The sequence below is a fragment of the Pseudonocardia petroleophila genome (assembly GCF_014235185.1).
In the GTDB taxonomy this organism is placed as follows: Bacteria; Actinomycetota; Actinomycetes; order Mycobacteriales; family Pseudonocardiaceae; genus Pseudonocardia; species Pseudonocardia petroleophila.
On record NZ_CP060131.1, the window covers coordinates 393,188 to 415,184 of the forward strand.

Consider the following 21,997-nt stretch of genomic DNA (forward strand, 5'->3'; position numbering starts at 1 on the left):
GGAAGGGTGCCGTTCCCGTCCAGGACGCGCAACGCACCGGTCCGTCGGATTCGAAGGGGAACCCGTTGTCCACCAGCACCGAGTCAACCAGCCCGGACGCCCAACCCGCCCCGAAGCGGGACCGCACCCACTTCCTCTACATCGCGGTCATCGTCGCCGTCATCCTCGGCGTCGCCGTGGGAATCGTCGCACCCGGCTTCGCCAAGTCGCTCAAGCCGATCGGGTCGAGCTTCGTCGACCTGATCAAGATGATGATCTCGCCGATCATCTTCTGCACGATCGTGCTCGGCATCGGGGCGGTGAAGCAGGCCGCCAAGGTCGGCAAGGTCGGCGCCATCGCGCTGGGCTACTTCCTGACGATGTCGACCGCGGCGCTGGGCATCGGGCTGATCGTCGGCAACATCGTGCAGCCCGGCTCCGGCCTGGTCCTGCCCGACGAGCCGTACGAGGTCGCCGAGAGCGAGGGCCTCGACCTCATCCCCGACACCCTGGTCTCGCCGCTGGTGGGCACGAGCGTGCTGCAGACGCTGTTCGTCGCGCTGCTGGTCGGCTTCGCGGTGCAGGCGCTCGGCACGAAGGGCGAGCCGATCCTGCGCGGCATCGGGCACTTCCAGAAGCTGGTCTTCAAGATCCTCACGATGATCCTGTGGCTGGCCCCGATCGGCGCGTTCGGCGCGATCGCCGCGGTCGTCGGCGAGACCGGCTGGTCCGCGGTGGGCGCGCTGCTGCAGATCATGCTCGGCTTCTACGTGACCTGCGCGCTGTTCGTGTTCGGCATCCTCGGCCTGGTGCTGCGCTTCGGCGCCGGGATCAACATCTTCACGCTGCTCAAGTACCTGGGCCGCGAGTTCCTGCTGATCGTCTCGACGTCGTCGTCGGAGTCGGCGCTGCCGCGCCTCATCGCGAAGATGGAGCACCTGGGCGTCTCGCGGCCGGTCGTCGGCATCACGGTGCCCACCGGCTACTCGTTCAACCTCGACGGCACCGCGATCTACCTGACGATGGCGTCGCTGTTCATCGCCACCGCGCAGGGCTCGCCGCTGGCCCTGGGCGAGCAGATCTCGCTCCTCGTGTTCATGATCATCGCCTCGAAGGGCGCCGCGGGCGTCACCGGTGCCGGGCTCGCCACGCTGGCCGCCGGCCTGCAGTCGCACCGCCCCGACCTGGTCGACGGCGTCGGCCTCATCGTCGGCATCGACCGGTTCATGTCCGAGGCCCGCGCCGTCACCAACTTCGCCGGCAACGCCGTCGCGACGGTGCTCATCGGGCACTGGGTCGGCGAGTTCGACCGGGCCCAGGCCGACCGCGTCTTCGCCGGTCAGGACCCGTTCGACGAGTCGACGATGGTCGACGACGACCACGGTGCGCCGTCGGCGGGCGGGCCGTCGCTGACCAAGGAGCCCGCGGGCTCGCAGACCTGACACCCCGCCCCACCAGGGGGTCGCCCGCGGGGCGGTGTGCGGTTCTGTCAGGCTGGTCCGTGAAGATGACCTGCGTCGACACCCGTCCGGGGTGGACGCACGGAGAGGAGACACCCGAGATGGCACTGCCCACGCTCACCCCCGAGCAGCGCGCCGACGCCCTCAAGAAGGCTGCCGCCGCCCGCACCGCCCGCAAGGAGCTGCGCGACGCGATCGCCCGTGGCGACGAGACGATCCCCGCGGTGCTCGACCGCGCCAAGTCCGACACGATCGTCGGCAAGACCAAGGTCGCCGACCTGCTCAAGAGCCTTCCCGGCTACGGCCCGGCCAAGGTCTCGGCCCTGCTGGAGCAGACCGGCATCGACGTCTCCCGCCGCGCCGCCGGCCTCGGCGACCGCCAGCGCCAGGCGCTGCTCGACGCCCTGAAGTAAGCCGCTCCACCCCGCTGCCCGGCCCCGCACACCCCGCGGGGCCGGGCAGCGTGCTGTGACAGGCTGGTGGCGTGGAACGCTTCGTCGACGTCGCCCCCGGCGTGCGCCTGTGGGCCGAGGACCTTCCCGCCACGGGCGCGGATCCCGAACCCGAACCCGTCCTGCTGGTGATGGGCGCCAACGCCTCCGGCCTGGTCTGGCCCGACGCGCTGGTCGACCGGCTCGCCGAGCGCCACCGCGTGATCCGCTACGACCACCGCGACACCGGCCGCTCGACGTGGGCGTTCGACGAGCACCCCTACGCGCTCACCGACCTGGCCGCCGACGCCGTCGCCGTCCTGGACGCGTTCGACGTGCCGCGCGCGCACCTCGTCGGGATGTCGATGGGGGGCGTGCTGGTCCAGCTGGTGCTCCTCGACGCCCCCGAGCGCGTCGCCACGGCCACGGTGTTCTGCACCGCCGCGCTCGGCGGCTACGGCTCGCCCGACCTGCCCGCGCCGTCGGCGGAGCTGCTCGCGCTGTGGGAGCACATGGCCGACCCCCGCGACGTCGAGGCCGAGCTGGACTGGCGCGTCGCGCACTGGCGGGCGCTCGGCGGCACCGGAACCCCCTTCGACGCCGAGGAGTTCCGCGCGCTGGAGCGGCGGGCGATCGCCCACGCCGGACGCCACGACAACCCCGCCGCGCACGCCCGCGCCGCGCAGACCGGGCTCGACCGCGGCGCCGAGCTCGCCGCCGTCGAGGTGCCGACGCTGGTCGTCGAGGCGCCGGAGGACCCGATCAACCCGCCGCCGCACTCCGGGCACCTGGCCCGAGCGCTGGGCCGCGGTCGGCTCGTGCGGATCCCGGGGATGGGGCACGCGATCACCCGCACCGTGGTGGCGCCGCTGGCGGCGGCGATCCTCACCCAGACGACGCTGGCCCGGACGACCGGGGCGTTCGCCGCTCACGACCCCCAGCGGTAGCGGCGCTCCGGGCGCCCGGTGCCGCCGTAGCGCTGGCGCACCACCGCCGCCCCGGTCTCGACGAAGTGCTCGAGGTAGCGCCGCGCGCTGACCCGCGACAGCTCGGTGCGCTCGGCGCACTCGGTCGCCGACAGGTCGCCGTCGGCGTCGCGGAGCACCTTCTCCACGAGCCGGGCGGTGGTCGAGGTCAGCCCCTTGGGCAGCCGCGTCGCGACCCCGGGGCGTGCGCCGAACACGGTGTCGATGTCGTCCTGGCCCGCCCGGTCCAGCCCGGCCAGCCGCCCCCGCACCCGCCCGATCCGCTCGACGTGCTGGGCGAGGACCGCCGCGTCGAACGGTTTGACCAGGTAGTGCGCCGCCCCGCCGTGCAGCGCCCCGGTGACGGTCACGGAGTCGTCGGCCGCGGTGATCATCAGGACGAACGGGTCGTCGGCGGAGCCGGTGCGCAGCAGGCGCAGGACCTCCAGCCCGGAGACGTCGGGGAGGTAGACGTCGAGCAGCACGAGGTCCGGTCGCAGCGTCGTGGCCATCCGCAGCGCGTCGGCGCCGGTGTGCGCGACGCCCACCACGGTGCACCCGGGGATCCGCGCGACGTAGCCGCTGTGCACGCGGGCCACCATGAAGTCGTCGTCGACGACGAGCACGCGCATCAGTCCACCCCCGGCAGCGTCGCGGTGAACACCGCACCGTCCTCGTTGTGCACCGCGATCGTGCCACCCCGGCGCAGGCACACCTGCCGGGCGAGCGCGAGCCCCAGCCCGCGGCCACCGGGCTCCTCGGCCGCCTTCGTCGTGAAGCCGTGCCGGAACACCTCGTCGGCGAGCTCCGTCGCGACGCCGGGACCGGAGTCGCGGACGGTGACGCGCACGCCGTCCCCGTCGCCGTCGAGCCCGGCCTCGACCCACCCGCCCGCACCCGCGGCGTCGATCGCGTTGTCCACGAGGTTGCCCAGCACCGTCACGACGTCGGCGGAGAACGCGGCGTCGCGACGGGCGGCGGCCAGCCGGGTGCCGGCCGCCAGCCGCAGCGCGACGCCCCGCTCGGTGGCCAGGCTCGCCTTCGCCACCAGCAGGGCCGCCGCGGCCGGGTCGCCGACCCGCTCGGTGACCTCGCGGCGCCACTGGTCGGACTCCGCCACCACGCCCGCGACGAACCGGCGTACCTCCTCGTGCTCGCCCAGCTCGGTGAGCCCGGCGATCGTGTGCAGCCGGTTCGCGAACTCGTGGGTCTGCGCGCGCAGCGTGTCGGTGACGTGCCGGGAGGCGTCGAGGCGGTCCTGCAGGGTGGCGAGCTCGGTGCGGTCCCGCAGCGTCACGACGGCCCCCACCTCCGTCCCGTCGACGACGACCGGCATCCGGTTGAGCACGAGCACCCGCGCCCCCCGCAGCACCACCTGGTCCTCCCCCGCGCTCGCGCCGGTGAGGACGTCGCGCAGGCGGTCGTCGAGGGCGTCCAGGTGCACGTCGTCGGGCAGGTCGAGCAGCTCGCGCGCGGCGCCGTTGAGCAGCGTCACGCGGTGCGCGGCGTCCATGCCGACCACCCCCTCCTTGACGCCGAGCAGCATCGCCTCGCGCCGCTGCACCAGCTCGACGATCTCCGCGGGCTCCAGCCCGAGCGTCTGCCGGCGCACCCGGCGGGCCAGCAGCAGCGACCCCACCACCCCGACGACGAGCGCGACGCCGAGCAGCACCGCGGTCCGCCCCGGCGCGGCGGCGAGCCCGGTGAGCAGCGGCGGGGCCGCGACGCGGGCCTCCACGATCCCGACGACCGTCCCGTCGTCGGCGATGACCGGGACCTGCGCGACGACCGTGCGGCCGTCCGGGTAGCCCACCCAGGACCGGCCGGCCGCCGCGGTGCTGGCGCCCAGGTCGAACGGCCGGCCGACGTCGGCGGGGTCGGCCGCGGTGCGGACCACCGGGCCGGCGTCGGCGACGGCGATCTCGTCGGCCCCCGACAGGTTCCGCGCGGTCGTGGCGATGCCCGGCAGCGGGCCGTACTCGCCCGCCTGCAGGCTCTGCCGCAGCGCCGCGGTGGCTGCGACGTCCTCCGCGACCGACAGCATCCGCCGCCCCTGGGTCTCCCGGAACGCCGCGTCGGACTGGGTCACCGCGAGCGCGGCGACGGCGGCGAGGAGCAGGGCGACGATCCCGAGCTGCCAGCCCAGGAACTGCCGCGCCAGCGTGCGGCGCGGGGCGGCTCGTCCGGGCATGTCCGCAGCCTGGCACGCGTGTGACCGAAACGACCACAACGACCGTTGCGTCGCGAAGCGAGACACCGGGCGTGCGGCCCCGCACGATGACTCACGCCACACCACCTCGACGGAGAGGACACCCGGACGATGCGCTCCCGGACCGTGCTCGGAGTACTCGCGGCGATCGCCGTGGTGCTCCTGGTGCCACCCCTGATCGGCACGGCCGCGGGCGGCGGTGACGGCACCCAGCTGCGCGGGCTGCGGGTGCTCGTCCCGAACGCCCCCGGCGGCGGCTACGACATCACCGCCCGCACCGCAGCCCGCGCGATGGAGGACTCCGGCACGTCCGGCGCGGTGGAGGTGTTCAACCTCCCCGGTGCGGGCGGCACCGTCGGCCTCGGGCGCACCGTCAACGAGAGCGGCAACGACCGGCTCGTGATGTCGATGGGCCTCGGCGTCGTCGGCGCGGTGTTCACCAACTCCTCGCCCGCCACCCTCGCCGACGTCACGCCGATCGCGCGGCTGACGCAGGAGAGCGAGATCGTCGTCGTCGGCAAGGACTCGCCCTACACCTCGATCGACCAGCTCGTCGCGGACTGGACCGCGAACCCGGGCGCGGTGCCCGTCGGCGGCGGGTCCTCCCCCGGCGGCCCCGACCACCTCGCCCCGATGCTCATGGCGCAGGCCGTCGGGCTGGAGCCGAGCGCGGTCAACTACGTCTCCTACGACGGCGGCGGCGAGCTGCTCGCCGCGGTGCTGGGCGACAAGGTGGCGTTCGGGGTGTCCGGGCTCGGCGAGTTCGCCGAGCAGGTCGCCGCCGGTGAGCTGCGCGTCCTCGCCGTCACCTCGGCGGAGCGCGCGCCGGGTCTCGACGCGCCGACGCTGACCGAGTCCGGCGTCGACGTCGAGTTCACGAACTGGCGCGGGATCGTCGCCCCTCCCGGGCTCGACGACGCCGCGCGCACCGAGCTGATCGACGCCTTCACCGCCCTGCACGGCACGCCGGAGTGGGACGAGGCGCTGGCGACCAACGGCTGGGACGACGCGTTCCTGGTCGGCGACGACTTCGGCGCGTTCCTCGCGGCCGAGAACGACCGCGTGGCCGGCGTGCTGCGGGAGCTGGGGCTGGTGTCATGACCGTGCTGACGAAGGACTGGCTCCGCGAGCGCTCCGAGCTGGGCGTCTCCGTGCTGCTCGGACTGGTCGGGCTGGTGGTCGTCGTCGACAGCGTGCTCGGCTCCGAGGCCTCCACGAGCTCCGACCCGCTCGGGCCGCACGCCGTTCCGCTGCTGGTCGGCGCGCTGCTGGTGGTCCTGGCGGTGCTGCTGGCCCGCGACGTGCTCTCCGGCGGCCACGGCGAGGCGGAGGGCGGCGAGGACGTCGACCTGACGGTGCCCGCCGACAAGCGCACCGTCCTGCTGCTGGCCGGCGTGCTCGTCGCGACCGCGGCGCTCATCCCGCTGCTGGGCTGGCCGCTGGCCGGCACGGGCCTGTTCTGGGGCGCGACCTACGCGCTCGGCTCACGCTCGGTCCCCCGCGATCCGCTGATCGCGGCGGGGGTCTCGCTCGTCACCTGGATCGTGTTCGACGCCCTGCTCGGCGTCGACCTGCCCGGCGGGCCGCTGATGGGGGTGTTCGGCTGATGCTCGATTCCTTCGACTCCCTGATGGGCGGCTTCTCCGCCGCGCTGACGCCGGGCAACCTGCTCTTCGCCGCGATCGGCGTGCTCCTGGGCACCGCGATCGGCGTGCTCCCGGGCATCGGCCCGGCCATGGCGGTGGCGCTGCTGCTGCCCGTCACCTACGCCTTCGACCCGACCGGCGCGTTCATCCTGTTCGCCGGCATCTACTTCGGGGCCATGTTCGGCGGCTCCACGACCTCGATCCTGCTCAACACCCCCGGCGAGTCCGCGTCGGTGATCGCGGCGATCGAGGGCAACCCGATGGCGAGACAGGGCCGCGGGGCGCAGGCGCTCGCCGCGGCCGCGATCGGGCACTTCATCGGCGGGATCGTCGGGGCGATCGGCATCGTGCTGCTGGCCCCGCTCGTCGCCTCGGTGGCGGTCGACATCGGCGCCCCCGACTACTTCGCGATCATGGTGCTGGCGTTCGTCGCCGTCACCGCGGTGCTGGGCACCTCCCGGGTCCGCGGGTTCGCCGCTCTGGCGATCGGTCTGACGATCGGGCTGGTCGGGCTCGACCCGATCTCCGGGCAGCCGCGCCTGACCTTCGGCGTGCCGCAGCTCGCCGACGGCATCGACGTCATCATCGTCGCGGTCGGGCTGTTCGCCGTCGGCGAGGCGCTGTGGGTGGCCGCGCACCTGCGACGCAAGAAGGACGAGGTCATCCCGGTCGGCCGTCCGTGGCTGTCCCGCGAGGACCTGCGGCACACCTGGAAGCCGTGGCTGCGCGGCCCGTTCATCGGGTTCACGTTCGGCTCCATCCCGGCGGGCGGCGCGGAGATGTCCACGTTCATGTCGTACGTGACCGAGCGCAAGCTCTCCCGGCGGCCCGAGCTGTTCGGGAAGGGCGCGATCGAGGGCGTCGCGGGTCCGGAGGCGGCGGCGTCCGCGTCCTCGGCCGGGACCCTGTCCACGATGCTCACGCTCGGCCTGCCGACCACCGCGATCGCGGCCGTCATGCTCGCGGCGTTCCAGCAGTTCGGCATCCAGCCGGGCCCGCTGCTGTTCGTCAACGAGCCCGACCTGGTCTGGACGCTCATCGCGAGCCTGTTCATCGGCCTGGTCCTGCTGCTGGTGCTCAACCTGCCGCTCGCGCCGGTCTGGGCGAAGCTGCTGCAGATCCCGCGGCCCTACCTCTACGCGGGCATCCTGTTCTTCGCCTGCGTCGGGGCGTACGCGGTGAGCGGCCAGCCCGTCGACCTCATCGTGCTGCTGGTGATCGGCGGCATCGGGTTCCTCATGCGCCGCTACGGCCTGCCGGTGCTGCCCGCGATCATCGGCGTGATCCTCGGCCCGGACGCGGAGCTGCAGCTGCGCCGGGCCCTGCAGATCGCCGACGGCGACTGGTCGACGCTGGTGTCGACGCCGCTGTCGATCATCGTGTACGCGGTGATCGCGGCGCTGCTCCTGCTGCCCGCGATCCGCAGGGTCCTCGCGAGCCGGCGCACCCCGCCCGCGGTGCAGGAGGCGGAGCAGGAGAAGGAGCCGACGGACCACTGACCCCCACCGGCGAGTTTGCCGAAACCCCCCGGCGAGTTCGCCGGGCACGCTCGGCGAGTTTGCCGGGCACGCTCGGCGAGTCCGCCGATCCCGTACGTGCGGGATCGGCCGACTCGGCGTACGTCGTCGGCCAACTCGCCGGGCGGGGACGGCAAACTCGCGGGGTGGGGGTGGCCAACTCGCCGGGTCAGGGGGTGGTGAGGGGGGCGCGGCCCTCGCCCGGGACCCCGGCGAAGGCCTGGGCGATCGTCAGCCACTCCGTCGCGACCGGGCCCGACACCTCCAGCGCCGTGTCGTCGCGGTGGCGGCGCTGGGTGACCAGCAGGCAGAAGTCCAGCGCCGGGCCGGTGACCCGGTCGGCGGCGTCCTCGGGTCCCCAGGTCCAGAGCTCCCCGACCGGCGCCACGAGCTCGACGCGCACCGGCACCTCCGGGACGGGGCGCTCGCGCAGCAGGTAGCTGAACGGCAGGGCGCGGACCCCGATGTGGGCGACGTGACGCAGCCGGTCGGTCGGCTCGCGCACGACCCCGACGGTGTCGGCGACGTCCTGGCCGTGCGCCCACGTCTCCATGATCCGTGCGGTCAGCGAGGACGCCGCGCTCATCGGCGGCCCGTACCAGGGCACCCGGAGGCCGGGGTCGAGGTCGCCGAACACGGCGATCAGCCGGGCCCGCGCCTCGTCGAACCAGGCCAGCAGCGCGGCCGGTGCGAGGTGCCGGTACCCGGCCGCGATCGCGTCCGGGTCGACGCCGGAGGCGGCCCGCTCCGCGAGGTCGGCGTGGAACGCGTCGGGATCGGTGGCCGACCGCACCGCGGCGGCGTCGAAGTGGGCGAGGTGGCTGACCTGGTCGCGGACGGCCCAGCCCGCCGCGGGCGTCGGCGCCTCCCAGCCGGCGTCGTCGAGGTCGTCGAGCAGCACCCGCAGGACGGCGCTCTCGGCGGCGAGGTCGTCGGCGAGGCGGTGCATGTCGGGGGCCATGACCCGAACTCTAGGAGGGCGCGGGTCGTTCGTCGCAGCAGCCGTACCGGCCACCGCGCACCACGACGGACGAGCGGACGCCGAGCGGGCCGCCGACGCCCTCCGTGAGCACTCCGGTGTGACGCACCACCCACCCGGGACACGCGCTCCCACCACGGGGTCCGCCCGGAACGCAGCGGCGTCGAACGACCCCCGACGCCCGTCGAACGGGTGGTGTAGAGGAGGCGAACCCTCGGCGGGGTGTGCACAGGGCGTATGGCATGGTTGCGCCGCGTCACTGTGGGAGGAGAGCCGTGCAGGTCGTCTCGATCATCAATCACAAGGGCGGCGTGGGCAAGACGACGCTCACCGCCAACCTCGGTGCCGGACTCGCCGCGCGAGGCAGGAAGGTCCTCTTGCTGGACCTGGACTCGCAGGCCAGCCTGACGGTCTCGTTCTTCACGCCACCGGAGTGGGCCGAGCAGCTGCTGCCCGCCCGCACCATCAAGCACTGGTTCGACGGCCTGGACGACGGCACCGAGCTGCGCAGCCCGGCCGAGCTGGTCTCGACGCCGCGCCGGGTGCGGGAGAAGCTGGGCCGCTCGCCCGGCCGGCTCGACCTCATCGCCGCGCACCGCGACCTCTCCGACGTCGACACGACGCTGGCCGCCCAGCTGATGTCGGCCCCGGAGCGCTTCCTGGACCTGCACAGCAGGCTGCGGGAGGGGCTCGAGCACCCGGCGTTCGCCGAGTACGACGTCGCGCTCATCGACTGCGCGCCGAACTTCGGGCTCATCGCCCGCAACGCCGTGGCCGCGAGCGACCTGCTGCTCATCCCCACCAAGCCGGACTACCTGTCGACCAACGGCATCGACTCGCTCGGGCTGAAGATCCGCGAGTTCGTCGACGAGTACAACGCGCGCGCCGTCGACCCGATCACCCGCCCGCCGGCGTCGGTCGTGTTCACGATGGTGCAGCTGCACGACGACCGGCCGATCGAGGCGCAGCGCGCGGTGATGAGCCGGATCGAGGCCGGGGGCGTCGCGCCGCTGACCACGACGATCCGCGACAGCAAGGCCGTCTACGGCCCGGCGCCGGAGTACGGCGTCCCGGTCATCCTCGGCGGCACCGGCCGCGCGCTGACCCGCGAGCTGCGCGAGCTCGTCTCCGAGGTCGCGGCCCAGATCGACGGCACCGAGGGGATGGCCGCGTGAGCGACCTCGCGAGCCTGGCGATCGCCCGGGCGCTCAACGACCTGTCCCCCGACCAGCTGCGCGACCTCGCCGAGGGCCGCGGCCGGCTGGTGTACGCACCGTGCGCGGCGCCGACCCGCCCGCGCCGCCCCGCACCCGTCGTCGACGTGCGGGGCGACGTCGAGGCGATCCGCGGGATGCACTCGCGCACCGAGATCACCGAGCACCTCGCCGACCGGCGCTTCACGGTGCCGGTGCTGCGCGAGCTGGCCCGCGCGCTCGGCCCGACCGTGCCCACCACCGGGCGCAACCGGGCCGAGCTGGTGCACGGCATCGTCGAGGGCACGGTCGGGTTCCGCGCCCGTTCCGCCGCCCTGTCCGGCGGGGCCTGGAGCTAGGGCAGCTTCTCCCCGGCCTCCACCGCCACCGGCAGCACGTTGCCGGCGGGCGGCAGCGGGCAGGTGGCGAAGTCGGTGAACGCGCAGGGCAGGTTGACCAGCCGGTTCAGGTCGATGCGCACGCGCCCGTCGACGGGGTCGGGCACCTGCACCGAGCGCCCGCCCGGGTAGGTCGAGACGCCGTTGGTGGCGTCGCGGAAGTGCAGCGTGAGCCCACCCTCCTTGCCCGGCATCGCGACGAGGGAGCGCTCCTCCCCGTCGAGCACGAACCGGACGACGCCGACGGCGGTCAGGTGGTGCTGCAACCCGTCCACCACCGCGTCGACGGTGATCGGCTCGGGCTCCTCGTAGGCCTCGAACGTGCCGTCGAGGACCCAGCGCCCGTCGACGTCGAAGGCCGGGACGCCGGTGAACCCGGTGCGCGTCGGGGCCTGCGGGTCGCGCACCCGCAGCGCGTGCTCGTCGGTGCGCCGCGCGATCTCCACGACGCGGTCGCCGACCTCGACCAGCGAGCCGGGCAGGCCGTTCACCGGGTGCAGGGTCACGGTGCCGTCGACGGGGCGCAGGCCCTGCACGCCGCGGACGGCCAGCCCGTCCGCGGACGTCGCGGTGATCACGACGCCGTCCGGGGTGGCGCTCCACAGCCCGGGGAGGCCGTCGATCGTCGCGGGGTCGGGGGTGAGCCAGTGCAGCGCGGTGAGGCTGAGCCAGCCGTGCGGTGTGCGGAGCTGCTCCTCGCGGTCGGCGTGCCAGGCGTCCCACGCGGTCTGCAGGTCGAGGGTTGCGGTCATGGTCGGTGCAACGCCGTCACGGGCCCGTTCATGCCGGGCCCGCGGCAGGGATGTGGCCGACACCGCTCGGGGTTGACACCATCGCGTCCACCACGCAGGGTGAATTCATGTTCGCGCGCGAGCTCTGTTGTCGACGGGCCGTCGACAACCTCCGCGTCGCCTCGTCCGTCTGTATCTGACGGCACGTCTCTGCAGCTCAGCGCCTCGCGCCGAGCACCTCCAGATGTTTGTCCGATCATTTCCCACCCGTATCCCAGAAATGGCTCCCACATGTCCGAGGAATCGCTCCACACGCCCCTGAAATTCGCCTACTGGGTGCCGAACGTCAGCGGCGGCCTGGTCACCAGCACCATCGAGCAGCGCACCGACTGGGGCTACGACTACAACCGGAAGCTCGCGCAGACCGCCGAGAACAGCGGCTTCGAGTACGCGCTGTCGCAGGTCCGCTACATGGCCAGCTACGGAGCCGACCACCAGCACGAGTCGACGAGCTTCTCCCTCGCGCTGCTGCTCGCCACCGAGCGGCTCAAGGTTATCGCCGCGGTGCACCCCGGGCTGTGGCAGCCGGGTGTGCTGTCGAAGTGGGTCGCCACCGCCGACCACCTCTCGAAGGGACGCATCGCCGTCAACGTGGTGAGCGGCTGGCTCAAGGCCGAGTTCACCGCGCTGGGCGAGCCCTGGCTCGAGCACGACGAGCGGTACCGCCGCTCCGCGGAGTTCATGCAGGTGCTGCGCGAGATCTGGACCAGCGACAGTGCCGAGTTCCGCGGCGACTTCTACCGCATCCACGACTTCGACCTCAAGCCCAAGCCCGTCGACGTCCCCGGCCGTCCGCACCCGGAGATCTTCCAGGGCGGCAACTCCTCGGCGGCCCGGCGCAACGGCGGCCGCGTCGCCGACTGGTACTTCTCCAACGGCAAGGACTACGACGGCTTCACCGAGCAGGTCACCGAGGTGCTCGGGCACGCCACCGACGCCGGCCGCGCCGTCCCGCCGAAGTTCGCACTGAACGGCTTCATGATCGCCCGCGACACCGAGAAGGAGGCCCGCGAGACGCTGCGCGAGATCATCGCGAAGGCCAACAAGCCGGCCGTCGAGGGCTTCCGCGACGCCGTGCAGCAGGCCGGGGCGTCCACCGGGAACAAGCAGGGCATGTGGGCGGACTCGTCGTTCGAGGACCTCGTCCAGTACAACGACGGCTTCCGCACCCAGCTCATCGGCACGCCGGAGCAGATCGCCGACCGCGCGATCGAGTACAAGCGCCGCGGCGCGAACCTGCTCCTGCTCGGCTACCTGCACTTCCAGGAGGAGGTCGAGCACTTCGGGACCCACGTCCTCCCGATCATCCGGGAGAAGGAGGCCGAGCTCGCCGAGCGCGGCACGCCCGCACTGGTCTGACCCCCGTGTACCCCAAGCTCCTCACGCGCCGGTGGCACGTCGACCTGCTCCGGTCGACGTCCACCGCGTGTCGGTGACCCCGCTCCGGTCCGTCGTTCCGACACCAGTGAGAGGTGCACACCATGACCACGCTCGAGAACCGCCCCACCGCGACGCCCGACTGGGCGTCGCGACCCGCCCCCGACTCGCCCGACGCCTGGCTCGCCCGCGCCCGTGAGGTGCGCGAGATCCTCGCCGCCGACGCGGCCGCCCGCGACCGGGCCGCCGAGACCCCGTACACCGAGGTCGCCCTGCTCAAGGCCGCCGGCCTTGTCACCCTCCTCGGCCCGGTCGCGGAGGGCGGTGGCGGGCAGGAGTGGCCGCTCGCCTACCGGGTCGTCCGGGAGGTCGCGGCAGGCGACGGTTCGATCGGCCAGCTGCTCGGCTACCACTACCTGTGGTTCTGGGCCGCCCGGCTCGTCGGCACGCCGGAGCAGATCGCCGCCGTCGAGGCCGACGCCACCCGCAACAGGTGGTTCTTCGGCGGCGCGGTCAACCCGCGCGACTCCGACGTGCAGATCCGCGACGAGGGCCACCAGATCGTCTACAACGGCCGCAAGACGTTCTCCACCGGCAGCAAGGTCTCCGACGTGACCGTGCTGGAGGGCGTTCTCGAGGGGACGGACACGCACGTCTTCGCCATCGTGCCCAGCGACCAGCCCGGTATCACGTTCCACGACGACTGGGACAACATCGGCCAGCGGCTGACCGAGAGCGGCAGCGTCACGATCACCGACGTCGCCGTGCCGTGGGAGGCGGCGGCCGGTTTCGTCGACAAGGCGTTCCGGCCGCGGGTCTACAACACGCTCAACGTGCCGACGATCCAGCTCGTGTTCGTCAGCTTCTACCTGGGCATCACGCGCGGTGCGCTGGAGACGGCGCTGGAGTACACGCGCACGCAGACCCGCCCGTGGCTGCACGGCGGCCAGGAGCGGGCCGTCGACGAGCCGTACCAGCTCGACCTCTACGGCGACTACGCGTCGAAGCTCTGGGCGGTGGAGGCACTGGCCGACCAGGTGGCGCAGGAGGGCCTCGCGATCCACCACGACGCGTGGGAGGTCACCGAGCGGCAGCGCGGTGAGCACGAGGTCCGGGTCGCGGCGGTCAAGGCCCGGGCCACCGACGTGGCGCTGGAGATCACCAGCGGCATCTTCGAGGGCCTGGGGGCCCGCGCCACCGCCTCGGCGCTGGGCTTCGACCGGTTCTGGCGCAACGTGCGCACCCACACCCTGCACGACCCGGTGGCCTACAAGCGCCGCGAGGTGGGGGCGTTCCTGCTGCGCGACGAACTGCCCGAGCCGACCTGGTACTCCTGAGCCCCGTGCGCGGAAACGGTCGCCGGGGCGACCGTTTCCGCGCACGAGCTAGCCGACGCGCATGTGCTCGTGGTGCGGCAGCCCGGGGTGGTCGGCGGGGATGACGCGGGGCAGGAAGCGGCCGGTGCGGGCGGCGTAGTCGGTGTAGGTCTCGCCGTGCAGGCGGGCCAGCATCGGCTCCCGCACCGCCCGCACCTGCACCTGCACCGCGACGACCAGCAGCACCGCGGCCAGCACGCCCATCAGCGTCGGCACCATCACGAGCGTGCCGCCGAGCGCGAGCACGATGCCGGTCAGGCCGGGGTTGCGCACCCGCTTGTGCAGGCCCGCCGTGACGAGCGACCCGCGCCGGGCCACCGCCTGGGCCTGGGCCGCCAGCACCAGCGACACCCCGAGCAGCGAGAGGCCCGCGCCGATCACCGCGAGGCCCGGGTCGTCGAACAGGGCGATCGGGTCGATCACGTCGATCCCCACCAGCAGCGGCGCGGCCAGCCCGAGCACGACGGCCACGGCGTAGAGCCCGCGGGCCCACCACCAGGCCACCCCGCGCTGGCGGTGCACGCCCGGGGTGCGGGCCAGCCGCCTGCCGAGCCCGCCGATGAGGACCGCGGCCAGGCCGAGGCCCAGCGCGATCCAGCCGGCGGCGTGGTGGTCCAGGGCACTGGCGACAGCGGCCCAGACCGGCATGCCGGTGAGCTCGGCGATCGCCTCGCTGCCCAGACCCAGCCCGAACAGGAGGAACAGCACCGCGGCACCGATCGCGATCGTGCGCTCCGGCAGGCGCCTGCCGAGCTGCCGCCCGACCACGATGGCCAGCGCGTCGGCCGCGACCATGCCCACCGTGGAGCCCGCCCAGACCCCGGCCCAGCCGTACTGGGTGGCCAGGGTGATCGTGGCGAGCATCGTCTTGTCGCCCAGCTCGGCCAGGAAGAACGCGACGGTGACGGCGAGCAGCGCCGATCCGCCGACGCGGGCGGCCTTGGACTGCTCGGACTCGCTCAGCGAGTCGCCGCGCAGCGTCCAGGCCCCGAAGCCGAGGAACATCACGGCCGCGACCAGCGAGATCCAGCCCGTGGGCAGGGCCGAGCCGAGCCCGTGGCCGACGGCGACGGAGAGCAGGTGCACGACCGAGGTCGCGACCGTGATCCCGAGGATCACCGTCCACGCCCGGTACCTCGTGGCGAACGCCAGGGCCATGAGCTGGGACTTGTCACCCAGCTCGGCCACGAATACGACGCCTGTGCTGACGGCGAACGCCAGCAGGAAACCCTCCACGCGAGCACATCCTCGATCTCGGGCCGGATCGAGGTGGGGGCCACTTCGATCCGGATGCAGTAACCGGATCGAAGGTCTCGCTCGCCTGGTGGTGCAGGCCGTGCGGCCGGGAGCCCGCTGGAGGCGGAGCGCCAGTATGTCGACCGCGACGTTGGGAGCTACTCCCCTTCGCGTCTTCCAGCCTACGCTCCAGGGGTCCCCGCCGTCCCGGTGGACGCCCAGTGGAGGAGATCACACATGTCCGATGCCGTCATCGTCGACGCGGTCCGCACCCCGATCGGCAGGCGGAAGGGCTCGCTCGCCGACGTCCACCCGGTCGACCTGTCCGCGGTGGTGCTGCGCGCGCTCGCAGAGCGCACCGGCCTCGATCCCGAGGTCGTCGACGACGTCGTGTGGGGCTGCGTCAACCAGGTCGGCGACCAGGCCGCGCAGATCGGGCGCTACGGCGTGCTGGCCGCGGGCTGGCCGGAGTCGGTGCCGGGCGTCACGGTCAACCGGGCGTGCGGGTCGAGCCAGTCGTCGTTCGACTTCGCGGCCGGGATGGTCCTGGCCGGGCAGTACGACGTGGTCGTGGCCGGCGGTGTCGAGTCGATGACGCGGGTGCCGCTCGGGTCGGGCCGCGACCTCGGCCGCCCGTACGGACCGCTGGTCCGCGAGCGCTACGCCGCCGACCTGACGAGCGGCGAGTTCCCCGGCGAGGACTTCAACCAGGGCATCGGGGCCGAGCGCATCGCCGCCGCCTGGGGCTTCTCCCGGCGGCAGCTCGACGAGTACTCGGCCCGGTCGCACGAGCTCGCCGCCGCCGCGATCGACTCCGGGGCGTTCGACGCCCAGCTCGCGCCCGTCCCCGACGCGCCCGGCCTGACCGCCGACGAGGGCCTGCGCCGCGGCACGACGGCCGACACCCTGGCGAAGCTCAAGCCGGTGTTCCGCGAGGACGGCGTGATCCACGCGGGCAACAGCTCGCAGATCTCCGACGGCGCGTCGGCGGTGCTGATCATGTCTGCGGAGCGCGCCGCCGAGCTGGGGCTCACGCCGATCGCCCGCTACCACGGCGGCGCGGTCGCCGGGGCCGATCCGCTGAAGATGCTGACCGGGCCGATCCCGGCCACCGCGAAGGTCCTCAAGCGCACCGGGCTGTCGATCTCCGACATCGGCGCGTTCGAGGTCAACGAGGCCTTCGCGCCGGTCCCGATGGCGTGGCAGGCGGAGTTCGGCGCCGACCCCGACCGCCTCAACCCGCTCGGCGGCGCGATCGCGGTCGGGCACCCGCTCGGGGCGTCCGGCACGGTGCTGATGACGCGGCTGGTGCACCACATGCGCGACAGGGACATCCGCTACGGCCTGCAGACGATGTGCGAGGGCGGCGGCACGGCCAACGCCACGATCGTCGAGCTGCTGCGCTGAGCGTCGACGGGCCGGACCCGACGGAACCGGCAGGGAATTCCCAGCGACGTCTCAGGCCCCTCCCAGACTCGGGGTGCACGGTGGCGTCATGACCGAGATCAGGGAGCAGGGACCGGACGCGAGCGCGCCCCAGGGCCCCCGCAGCGACCAGAACCCCGTCCCCGCCTACGCGGGAGCCCCCGCACCCGGGGCCCACGGGTCCGCGCAGCCGCAGTCGCCGTACGCCCAGCAGGGCTGGAACCCCTCGCCGTCCTACGGCGGTCACGGCGGCGGCCCGATCGGCCCGACGGGCCCCGGCGGCCCGCCCACCGCGGTCGAGGAGCGGCCGCGGCGGCCGCGGACGATGACCGGGATCGTCACGGCCGCCCTGATCGCGGGCCTGGTCGGCGGCGGGGCCGGCTTCGGCGGGGCGTACGCCCTGCTCGGCGACTCCCCGTCGTCCTCGACGACCCTGACCTCCTCCGCCGCGTCCCCGGCGGCGAACGCCGAGCCGGGGACCGTGGCCGGGGCGGCGTCGGTCGCGTCGCCGAGCACCGTCGACATCCGTGTCACGCTGGCCCAGGGCACGGCCGAGGGCAGCGGCGTCGTCCTCACCGCCGAGGGCGACGTGCTGACGAACAACCACGTCGTCGCGGGCAGCACCGGCGACATCACCGTGACCCTCGCCGACGGCTCCACGCACCGGGCCACGATCGTCGGCACCTCGCCGAGCTACGACCTCGCCGTGCTCCGGCTGCAGGACGTCTCCGGGCTCACCCCGGCGACGCTGGGCAACAGCGCGGACCTGCAGGTCGGGCAGCAGGTCGTCGCGATCGGGTCGCCGCAGGGCCTCACCGGCACCGTCACCACCGGCATCGTCAGCGCGTTCGACCGCACCGTCGCCGTGCAGGGCGAGGACGGCTCGGCCGTCGTCTACAACGGCCTGCAGACCGACGCCCCGATCAACCAGGGCAACTCCGGCGGGCCGCTGGTCGACCTCCAGGGCCGCGTCGTCGGCATCAACTCCGCGATCGCGACCGGCAGCAGCCAGAGCACCGGCAGCATCGGCCTCGGCTTCGCGATCCCGGTCGACCAGGCCAAGCGCGTCGCGCAGGAGATCCTCGACTCCGGCACCGCCACCAAGCCGGTGCTCGGCGTGCAGGGCGACGCGGCGACGAGCGGTGGCGGCGGCGCGCAGATCGCGGCCGTCGAGCCGGGGTCGGCCGCGGCGCAGGCCGGGCTCACGGCCGGGGACGTCGTGACGAAGGTGCAGGACGCCCGCGTCGAGGACTTCGCCGACCTGGTCGCCCGCATCGGCGCCCGGACCCCCGGCGAGCAGGTGACGCTGACGGTGACCAACGGCGGGACCGAGCGGACCGTCGACGTCACCCTGGGCAGCACCCCGGACCAGGCCGCGTCGACCAGCAGCGGCGGCCAGTCCCGCGCCGTCCCCCAGAGCCCCTTCGGTCAGAGCCCCTTCGGCCAGAGCCCCTTCGGCGGGAACTGAGGCCTCAGCCGGTGAGCCAGGCCCGGACCTCGGCGTCGTCGGCGCCGAGGCCGGGCGGCGGGCGGTGGTACGCGGGCGGGGTGGCCGAGTAGGTCACCGGGTTGCGGACGCTCGGGACACCGCCCGGGCGCACCACCGGGTCGAGGCCGAGGCGGTCGGCCAGCGCGAGCCCTTCACCGACGGTCTGGATCGGCCCGCACGGGACCCCGACCGCGGACAGGGCGTCGAACCACTCCTGCGCGGACCGGGTGGCGAGGCGCGCCAGCAGCAGCGGGCGCAGCTCGTCGCGGTGGGCGTTGCGGTCGCCCATCGAGCCGAAGCGCGGGTCCTCGAGCAGTTCCGGGGCCCCGATCGCCTCGGCCAGCTTGCGGAACTGCCCGTCGTTGGCCGCGATGACGATCAGCTCGCCGTCGCCGGTGGGCAGCGGCTCGTAGGGGAACAGGCTCAGGTGCGCGTTGCCCAGCCGCCGCGGCGTGGCCCCGGCGGCGAGCACCGCCGAGGTGTGGTTGACCAGCCCGGACAGGGCCGCGGAGAGCAGGTTGGTCTGCACCAGCTGTCCCTCGCCGGTGGCGTCGCGGTGGCGCAGCGCGGCGAGGATCGCGACGGCCGCGTGCAGCCCGGTCATGACGTCGAGCGCCGCGACCCCGGCCCGCAGCGGCGGCCCGTCGGCCTCGCCGGTGACGCTCATCAGCCCGGACACCGCCTGGGCGAGCAGGTCGTAGCCGGGCAGCCCGGAGTCCGGGCCGAACCCGCTGATCGAGGCGTAGACGACGCCGGGGTTCGCGGCGGAGACGGTCGGGTGGTCCAGCCCGAAGCGCGCCAGCCCGCCGGGCTTGAAGTTCTCGACGAGCACGTCGGCGCGGCCCGCGAGGCGCTGGGCGAGCGCGAGGTCGTCCGCGTCGCGCAGGTCCAGGACGATCGAGCGCTTGTTGCGGTTGATCGACAGGTAGTAGGTGGCCGTGCCGTCGTCGGCGACGGGCGGGGTCCAGGTGCGGGTGTCGTCGCCCAGCGGCGGGCCCTCCACCTTGATCACCGTCGCGCCGAGGTCGGCGAGCAGCATCGTGGCGTAGGGCCCGGCGAGGATGCGGGAGAAGTCGGCGACGACCACCCCCGCCAGCGGTCCGGTGGGGGCGTCGTCGGCGATCACGGGCCCATTGGATCAGCCGCGGCGCGCGCCCGGTCGGCCCGCTCGGTGAACAGCGCGCGCTCGGGCCCGTTGCGGGTCAGCGCGGCCGCCTCGGCGAAGCCCGCCGCCGCCGCGGCGTGCTCCCCGGCCATCGCCAGCAGCTCGCCCCGGACCGCCGGGAGCTGCGGGTAGCGGGCCAGCGCCTCGACGTCGACCGCGTCGAGCAGCGCGAGCCCGGCCGCGGGTCCTGCGGCGTGCCCGTGCGCCATCGCCCGGTTCAGCGCGACGACCGGGGACGGCCAGGCCGTGGCGAGGACGTCGTAGAGGCCGGCGATCTGCACCCAGTCGGTGTCGGCGGCGGTGGGGGCCGTCGCGTGGCAGGCCGCGATCGCCGCCTGCAGCGTGTACGGGCCGACCGTGCCGCCGCCCGCGTCCCGGGCCCGGACGAGCGCGGCGAGACCGCGCCGCACCAGCAGCCGGTCCCAGCGCCGCCGGTCCTGGTGCTGCAGCAGGACCGGGCGTCCGGTCGCGTCGTGGCGGGCCGCGGCGCGGGACTGGGTGAGCTCCAGCAGCGCCGCCAGCCCGTGCGCCTCGGGGTGGTCCGGCACCGACACCGCCGTCAGCCGGGCCAGCCGCAGGGCCTCGGCGCTGAGCTCGGGACGCATCCAGTCGTCGCCCGCGGTGGCGCTGTAGCCCTCGTTGAACACCAGGTAGATCACCTCGAGGACGCTCGCGAGCCGCTCGGTGACCTCCGCGGGCCCGGGCATCTCGAAGCGGATCCCCTTGTCCCGCAACGCCTTCTTCGCCCGGGAGATCCGCTGCCCGGCCACCGGCTCCGGGACGAGGAACGCCCGGGCGATCTCGTCGGTGCGCAGGCCGGTCAGGCAGCGCAGCGTGAGCGCCACCCGGTACTCACGGTTGAGGGCGGGGTGGCAGGCGGTGAACAGCAGCCGCAGGAGGTCGTCGCCGACCGGGTCGTCCAGCGCGTCGTCGACGGCGTCGCGCTCGTCGAGCGAGGCCGGGGCGGCGCGGCCGACCGTCTCCACGGCCCGGCGGTGCACCGCGGCGCGGCGGAAGCCGTCGACGGCGCGGTTCCTCGCGGTGGTCATCAGCCAGCCGCCCGGGTTGGGCGGGACGCCGGTGACCGGCCACTGCTCCAGCGCCGCGACGAGCGCGTCCTGCGCGAACTCCTCGGCGGTGCCGACGTCGCCGGTGAGACGGGCGAGCCCGGCCACGAGCCGGCCGGACTCGATCCGCCACACCGCCTCGACGGCGGCCGTCCCGGCACCCACGTGTCAGAAGTCCTCGGGGCCCATCACCTTGAGCACCCGCGCCTCGCCCTCCCACCCGGGCCACAGGTCGCGGTGCAGGGCCATGAACCGGCTGGTCCACTCCACGGCCTCCTCCTTCGTGCGGGTGTCGTAGACGGCGTAGCTGATCATCTCCTTGGACTCCGCGAACGGGCCGTCGGTGACCTGCAGGCCGGCCCCGGCACCGACGGTGACCTTCGCGCCGACGAGGCTGGGGGCGAGACCGGCGGTGTCGATCAGGGCGCCGGCGCGGGTGGCCTCCTCCCCCAGCGCCATGATCCCGGCCATGAGCTCGGCGGGCGGCGGGGTGGCGGGCTGGACGGCTTCGAGGACGACGAGGTGGCGCATCGGGGTTCCCTCCGGGGGTCGGGTCAGCGGCCGTCGGTGTTCGGCATGACGCGGTAGCGGTGCACGAACACCGCACTGAGCAGCACGAACACGCAGACCACGGCGATCGCGAACACCGGCACGCCCGCGGCCCCGAGCAGGCCCGACGCCATCGCGACGAACCCGACGAGGAACGCCGGGCCGACGACGCGGCACGCGAGGGCGAGCCGCCGGAAGCCCTCGCCGGCGAGCCGGCGGGCCAGCACGAGCACCGCGGCGGCGAGGGACCCGAACCCGACCGCCCCGGCGAGCAGGTGCACCGTCGCGGGCCCGCTGATCCCGGTGGCCTGCGGCAGGTCGGCCGGGAAGCCGCCCGCCGGGTCGACGCGGAACGCACCCGCGACGAGCAGGCTCACCCCGAACGCCGCGAGCAGGCGCGGGGACCAGGTGGCCGCGGGACCGGAGCCCAGCGCGCGGCGCAGACCGACGGCCGCGGCGACCACCATCAGGCCGACGACGACGAAGTTCGTGACCTGGATCCAGCCGGGGCCGCCGAGCGCGAGCTGGCTCCAGGCGTGGCGGGAGAGGTCGAAGCCCTCGCGCAGCAGCCCCTGCGTCACCGAGGCGACCACGAAGACGGGGCCGGCGATGACGCCGTAGCCGAGCAGCGACTTGGTGACGCGGTCGGCGGTGAGCCGCTCGGGCGGGGAGGTGGTGCCGGCGCGGGTGGGGATGGTGGCGTTCACGGTGGTCTCCGTCCGTCGGGTGTACCGACTCCACGAAC

21 protein-coding genes are annotated in these 21,997 nt (G+C 74.1%); 12 read left to right on the plus strand and 9 right to left on the minus strand.

Annotated features, from left to right (window positions below; all coding sequences use genetic code 11):
* Positions 1–65 precede the first annotated feature (65 nt).
* The 3 genes from H6H00_RS01885 to H6H00_RS01895 all read left to right on the plus strand — a co-directional run bounded on the left by H6H00_RS01885 (position 66) and on the right by H6H00_RS01895 (position 2,817).
* Entirely contained in the window at positions 66–1,421 is a 1,356-nt protein-coding gene (locus H6H00_RS01885) for a cation:dicarboxylate symporter family transporter (protein WP_255425533.1), read from the plus strand.
* Between the two features lie 119 nt (positions 1,422–1,540).
* Positions 1,541–1,852 (plus strand): integration host factor, actinobacterial type, encoded by a 312-nt coding sequence (gene mihF, locus H6H00_RS01890; RefSeq protein WP_185719661.1) that lies wholly within the window; start codon positions 1,541–1,543, stop codon positions 1,850–1,852.
* A gap of 71 nt (positions 1,853–1,923) precedes the next feature.
* Positions 1,924–2,817, plus strand: coding sequence for an alpha/beta fold hydrolase (locus tag H6H00_RS01895; RefSeq protein ID WP_185719662.1), 894 nt, complete (start codon positions 1,924–1,926; stop codon positions 2,815–2,817).
* Here the strand turns inward: H6H00_RS01895 and H6H00_RS01900 are convergent.
* Both H6H00_RS01900 and H6H00_RS01905 read right to left on the minus strand, forming a co-directional pair.
* Complete coding sequence (locus tag H6H00_RS01900; protein WP_221775897.1) at positions 2,799–3,470, minus strand: response regulator; 672 nt, start codon at positions 3,468–3,470, stop codon at positions 2,799–2,801. The two genes, H6H00_RS01895 and H6H00_RS01900, sit on opposite strands and share 19 nt — an antisense overlap.
* Positions 3,467–5,026, minus strand: a complete 1,560-nt coding sequence (locus tag H6H00_RS01905; RefSeq protein ID WP_185719664.1) for a sensor histidine kinase — start codon at positions 5,024–5,026, stop codon at positions 3,467–3,469. Before H6H00_RS01905 ends, H6H00_RS01900 begins: the two co-directional genes overlap by 4 nt.
* Before the next feature lie 129 nt (positions 5,027–5,155).
* On the opposite strand from H6H00_RS01905, the gene H6H00_RS01910 reads away from it, so the two are divergent.
* Genes H6H00_RS01910 through H6H00_RS01920 form a run of 3 tightly spaced genes read left to right on the plus strand, consistent with a single transcriptional unit; the run spans position 5,156 to position 8,189 of the window.
* Positions 5,156–6,145, plus strand: a complete 990-nt coding sequence (locus H6H00_RS01910; protein WP_185719665.1) for a Bug family tripartite tricarboxylate transporter substrate binding protein — start codon at positions 5,156–5,158, stop codon at positions 6,143–6,145.
* A complete protein-coding gene (locus tag H6H00_RS01915) occupies positions 6,142–6,651 on the plus strand; it encodes a tripartite tricarboxylate transporter TctB family protein (RefSeq protein ID WP_185719666.1) in 510 nt (169 codons plus the stop codon). The genes H6H00_RS01910 and H6H00_RS01915 overlap by 4 nt, the downstream gene beginning before the upstream one ends.
* Positions 6,651–8,189, plus strand: coding sequence for a tripartite tricarboxylate transporter permease (locus H6H00_RS01920; protein WP_185719667.1), 1,539 nt, complete (start codon positions 6,651–6,653; stop codon positions 8,187–8,189). Before H6H00_RS01915 ends, H6H00_RS01920 begins: the two co-directional genes overlap by 1 nt.
* A 187-nt stretch (positions 8,190–8,376) precedes the next feature.
* On the opposite strand, the gene H6H00_RS01925 is transcribed toward H6H00_RS01920, so the two are convergent.
* Complete coding sequence (locus H6H00_RS01925) at positions 8,377–9,168, minus strand: TIGR03084 family metal-binding protein (protein WP_185719668.1); 792 nt, start codon at positions 9,166–9,168, stop codon at positions 8,377–8,379.
* A gap of 293 nt (positions 9,169–9,461) precedes the next feature.
* Here H6H00_RS01925 and H6H00_RS01930 point away from each other — a divergent pair, with 293 nt between their 5' ends.
* Together H6H00_RS01930 and H6H00_RS01935 are read left to right on the plus strand one after the other, a co-directional pair.
* Positions 9,462–10,361 carry a ParA family protein gene (locus tag H6H00_RS01930; RefSeq protein ID WP_185719669.1) on the plus strand — a complete coding sequence of 300 codons (900 nt, stop codon included), beginning with the start codon at positions 9,462–9,464 and terminating at the stop codon, positions 10,359–10,361.
* A complete protein-coding gene (locus H6H00_RS01935; RefSeq protein WP_185719670.1) occupies positions 10,358–10,738 on the plus strand; it encodes a hypothetical protein in 381 nt (126 codons plus the stop codon). Before H6H00_RS01930 ends, H6H00_RS01935 begins: the two co-directional genes overlap by 4 nt.
* Here the strand turns inward: H6H00_RS01935 and H6H00_RS01940 are convergent.
* Positions 10,735–11,529 (minus strand): DUF1684 domain-containing protein, encoded by a 795-nt coding sequence (locus H6H00_RS01940; RefSeq protein ID WP_185719671.1) that lies wholly within the window; start codon positions 11,527–11,529, stop codon positions 10,735–10,737. The two genes, H6H00_RS01935 and H6H00_RS01940, sit on opposite strands and share 4 nt — an antisense overlap.
* A gap of 270 nt (positions 11,530–11,799) precedes the next feature.
* Between H6H00_RS01940 and sfnG the strand changes: the two genes are divergently transcribed.
* Both sfnG and H6H00_RS01950 read left to right on the plus strand, forming a co-directional pair.
* Positions 11,800–12,927 carry a dimethylsulfone monooxygenase SfnG gene (gene sfnG, locus H6H00_RS01945; RefSeq protein ID WP_185719672.1) on the plus strand — a complete coding sequence of 376 codons (1,128 nt, stop codon included), beginning with the start codon at positions 11,800–11,802 and terminating at the stop codon, positions 12,925–12,927.
* A gap of 122 nt (positions 12,928–13,049) precedes the next feature.
* A complete protein-coding gene (locus H6H00_RS01950) occupies positions 13,050–14,282 on the plus strand; it encodes an acyl-CoA dehydrogenase family protein (protein WP_185719673.1) in 1,233 nt (410 codons plus the stop codon).
* Between the two features lie 48 nt (positions 14,283–14,330).
* On the opposite strand, the gene H6H00_RS01955 is transcribed toward H6H00_RS01950, so the two are convergent.
* A complete protein-coding gene (locus tag H6H00_RS01955) occupies positions 14,331–15,557 on the minus strand; it encodes a TMEM165/GDT1 family protein (RefSeq protein WP_185719674.1) in 1,227 nt (408 codons plus the stop codon).
* 237 nt (positions 15,558–15,794) lie between these two features.
* Here H6H00_RS01955 and H6H00_RS01960 point away from each other — a divergent pair, with 237 nt between their 5' ends.
* Both H6H00_RS01960 and H6H00_RS01965 read left to right on the plus strand, forming a co-directional pair.
* Complete coding sequence (locus H6H00_RS01960) at positions 15,795–16,964, plus strand: thiolase family protein (RefSeq protein WP_185719675.1); 1,170 nt, start codon at positions 15,795–15,797, stop codon at positions 16,962–16,964.
* 88 nt (positions 16,965–17,052) lie between these two features.
* The gene (locus H6H00_RS01965) at positions 17,053–18,450 is read left to right on the plus strand and encodes a S1C family serine protease (protein WP_185719676.1); all 1,398 of its coding nucleotides are present in this window, start codon (positions 17,053–17,055) and stop codon (positions 18,448–18,450) included.
* Between the two features lie 4 nt (positions 18,451–18,454).
* Here the strand turns inward: H6H00_RS01965 and H6H00_RS01970 are convergent, their stop codons facing one another.
* The 4 genes from H6H00_RS01970 to H6H00_RS01985 are packed head-to-tail and all read right to left on the minus strand — an operon-like array spanning position 18,455 to position 21,959.
* Positions 18,455–19,594, minus strand: a complete 1,140-nt coding sequence (locus H6H00_RS01970) for a CaiB/BaiF CoA transferase family protein (RefSeq protein ID WP_185722095.1) — start codon at positions 19,592–19,594, stop codon at positions 18,455–18,457.
* Positions 19,594–20,868: an RNA polymerase sigma factor gene (locus H6H00_RS01975; RefSeq protein ID WP_185719677.1), complete on the minus strand. Its 1,275-nt coding sequence runs from the start codon at positions 20,866–20,868 to the stop codon at positions 19,594–19,596. Before H6H00_RS01975 ends, H6H00_RS01970 begins: the two co-directional genes overlap by 1 nt.
* A gap of 3 nt (positions 20,869–20,871) precedes the next feature.
* Complete coding sequence (locus tag H6H00_RS01980; protein WP_185719678.1) at positions 20,872–21,234, minus strand: YciI family protein; 363 nt, start codon at positions 21,232–21,234, stop codon at positions 20,872–20,874.
* 23 nt (positions 21,235–21,257) lie between these two features.
* The gene (locus tag H6H00_RS01985; protein ID WP_221775765.1) at positions 21,258–21,959 is read right to left on the minus strand and encodes a DUF998 domain-containing protein; all 702 of its coding nucleotides are present in this window, start codon (positions 21,957–21,959) and stop codon (positions 21,258–21,260) included.
* Between the last annotated feature and the right edge of the window lie 38 nt (positions 21,960–21,997).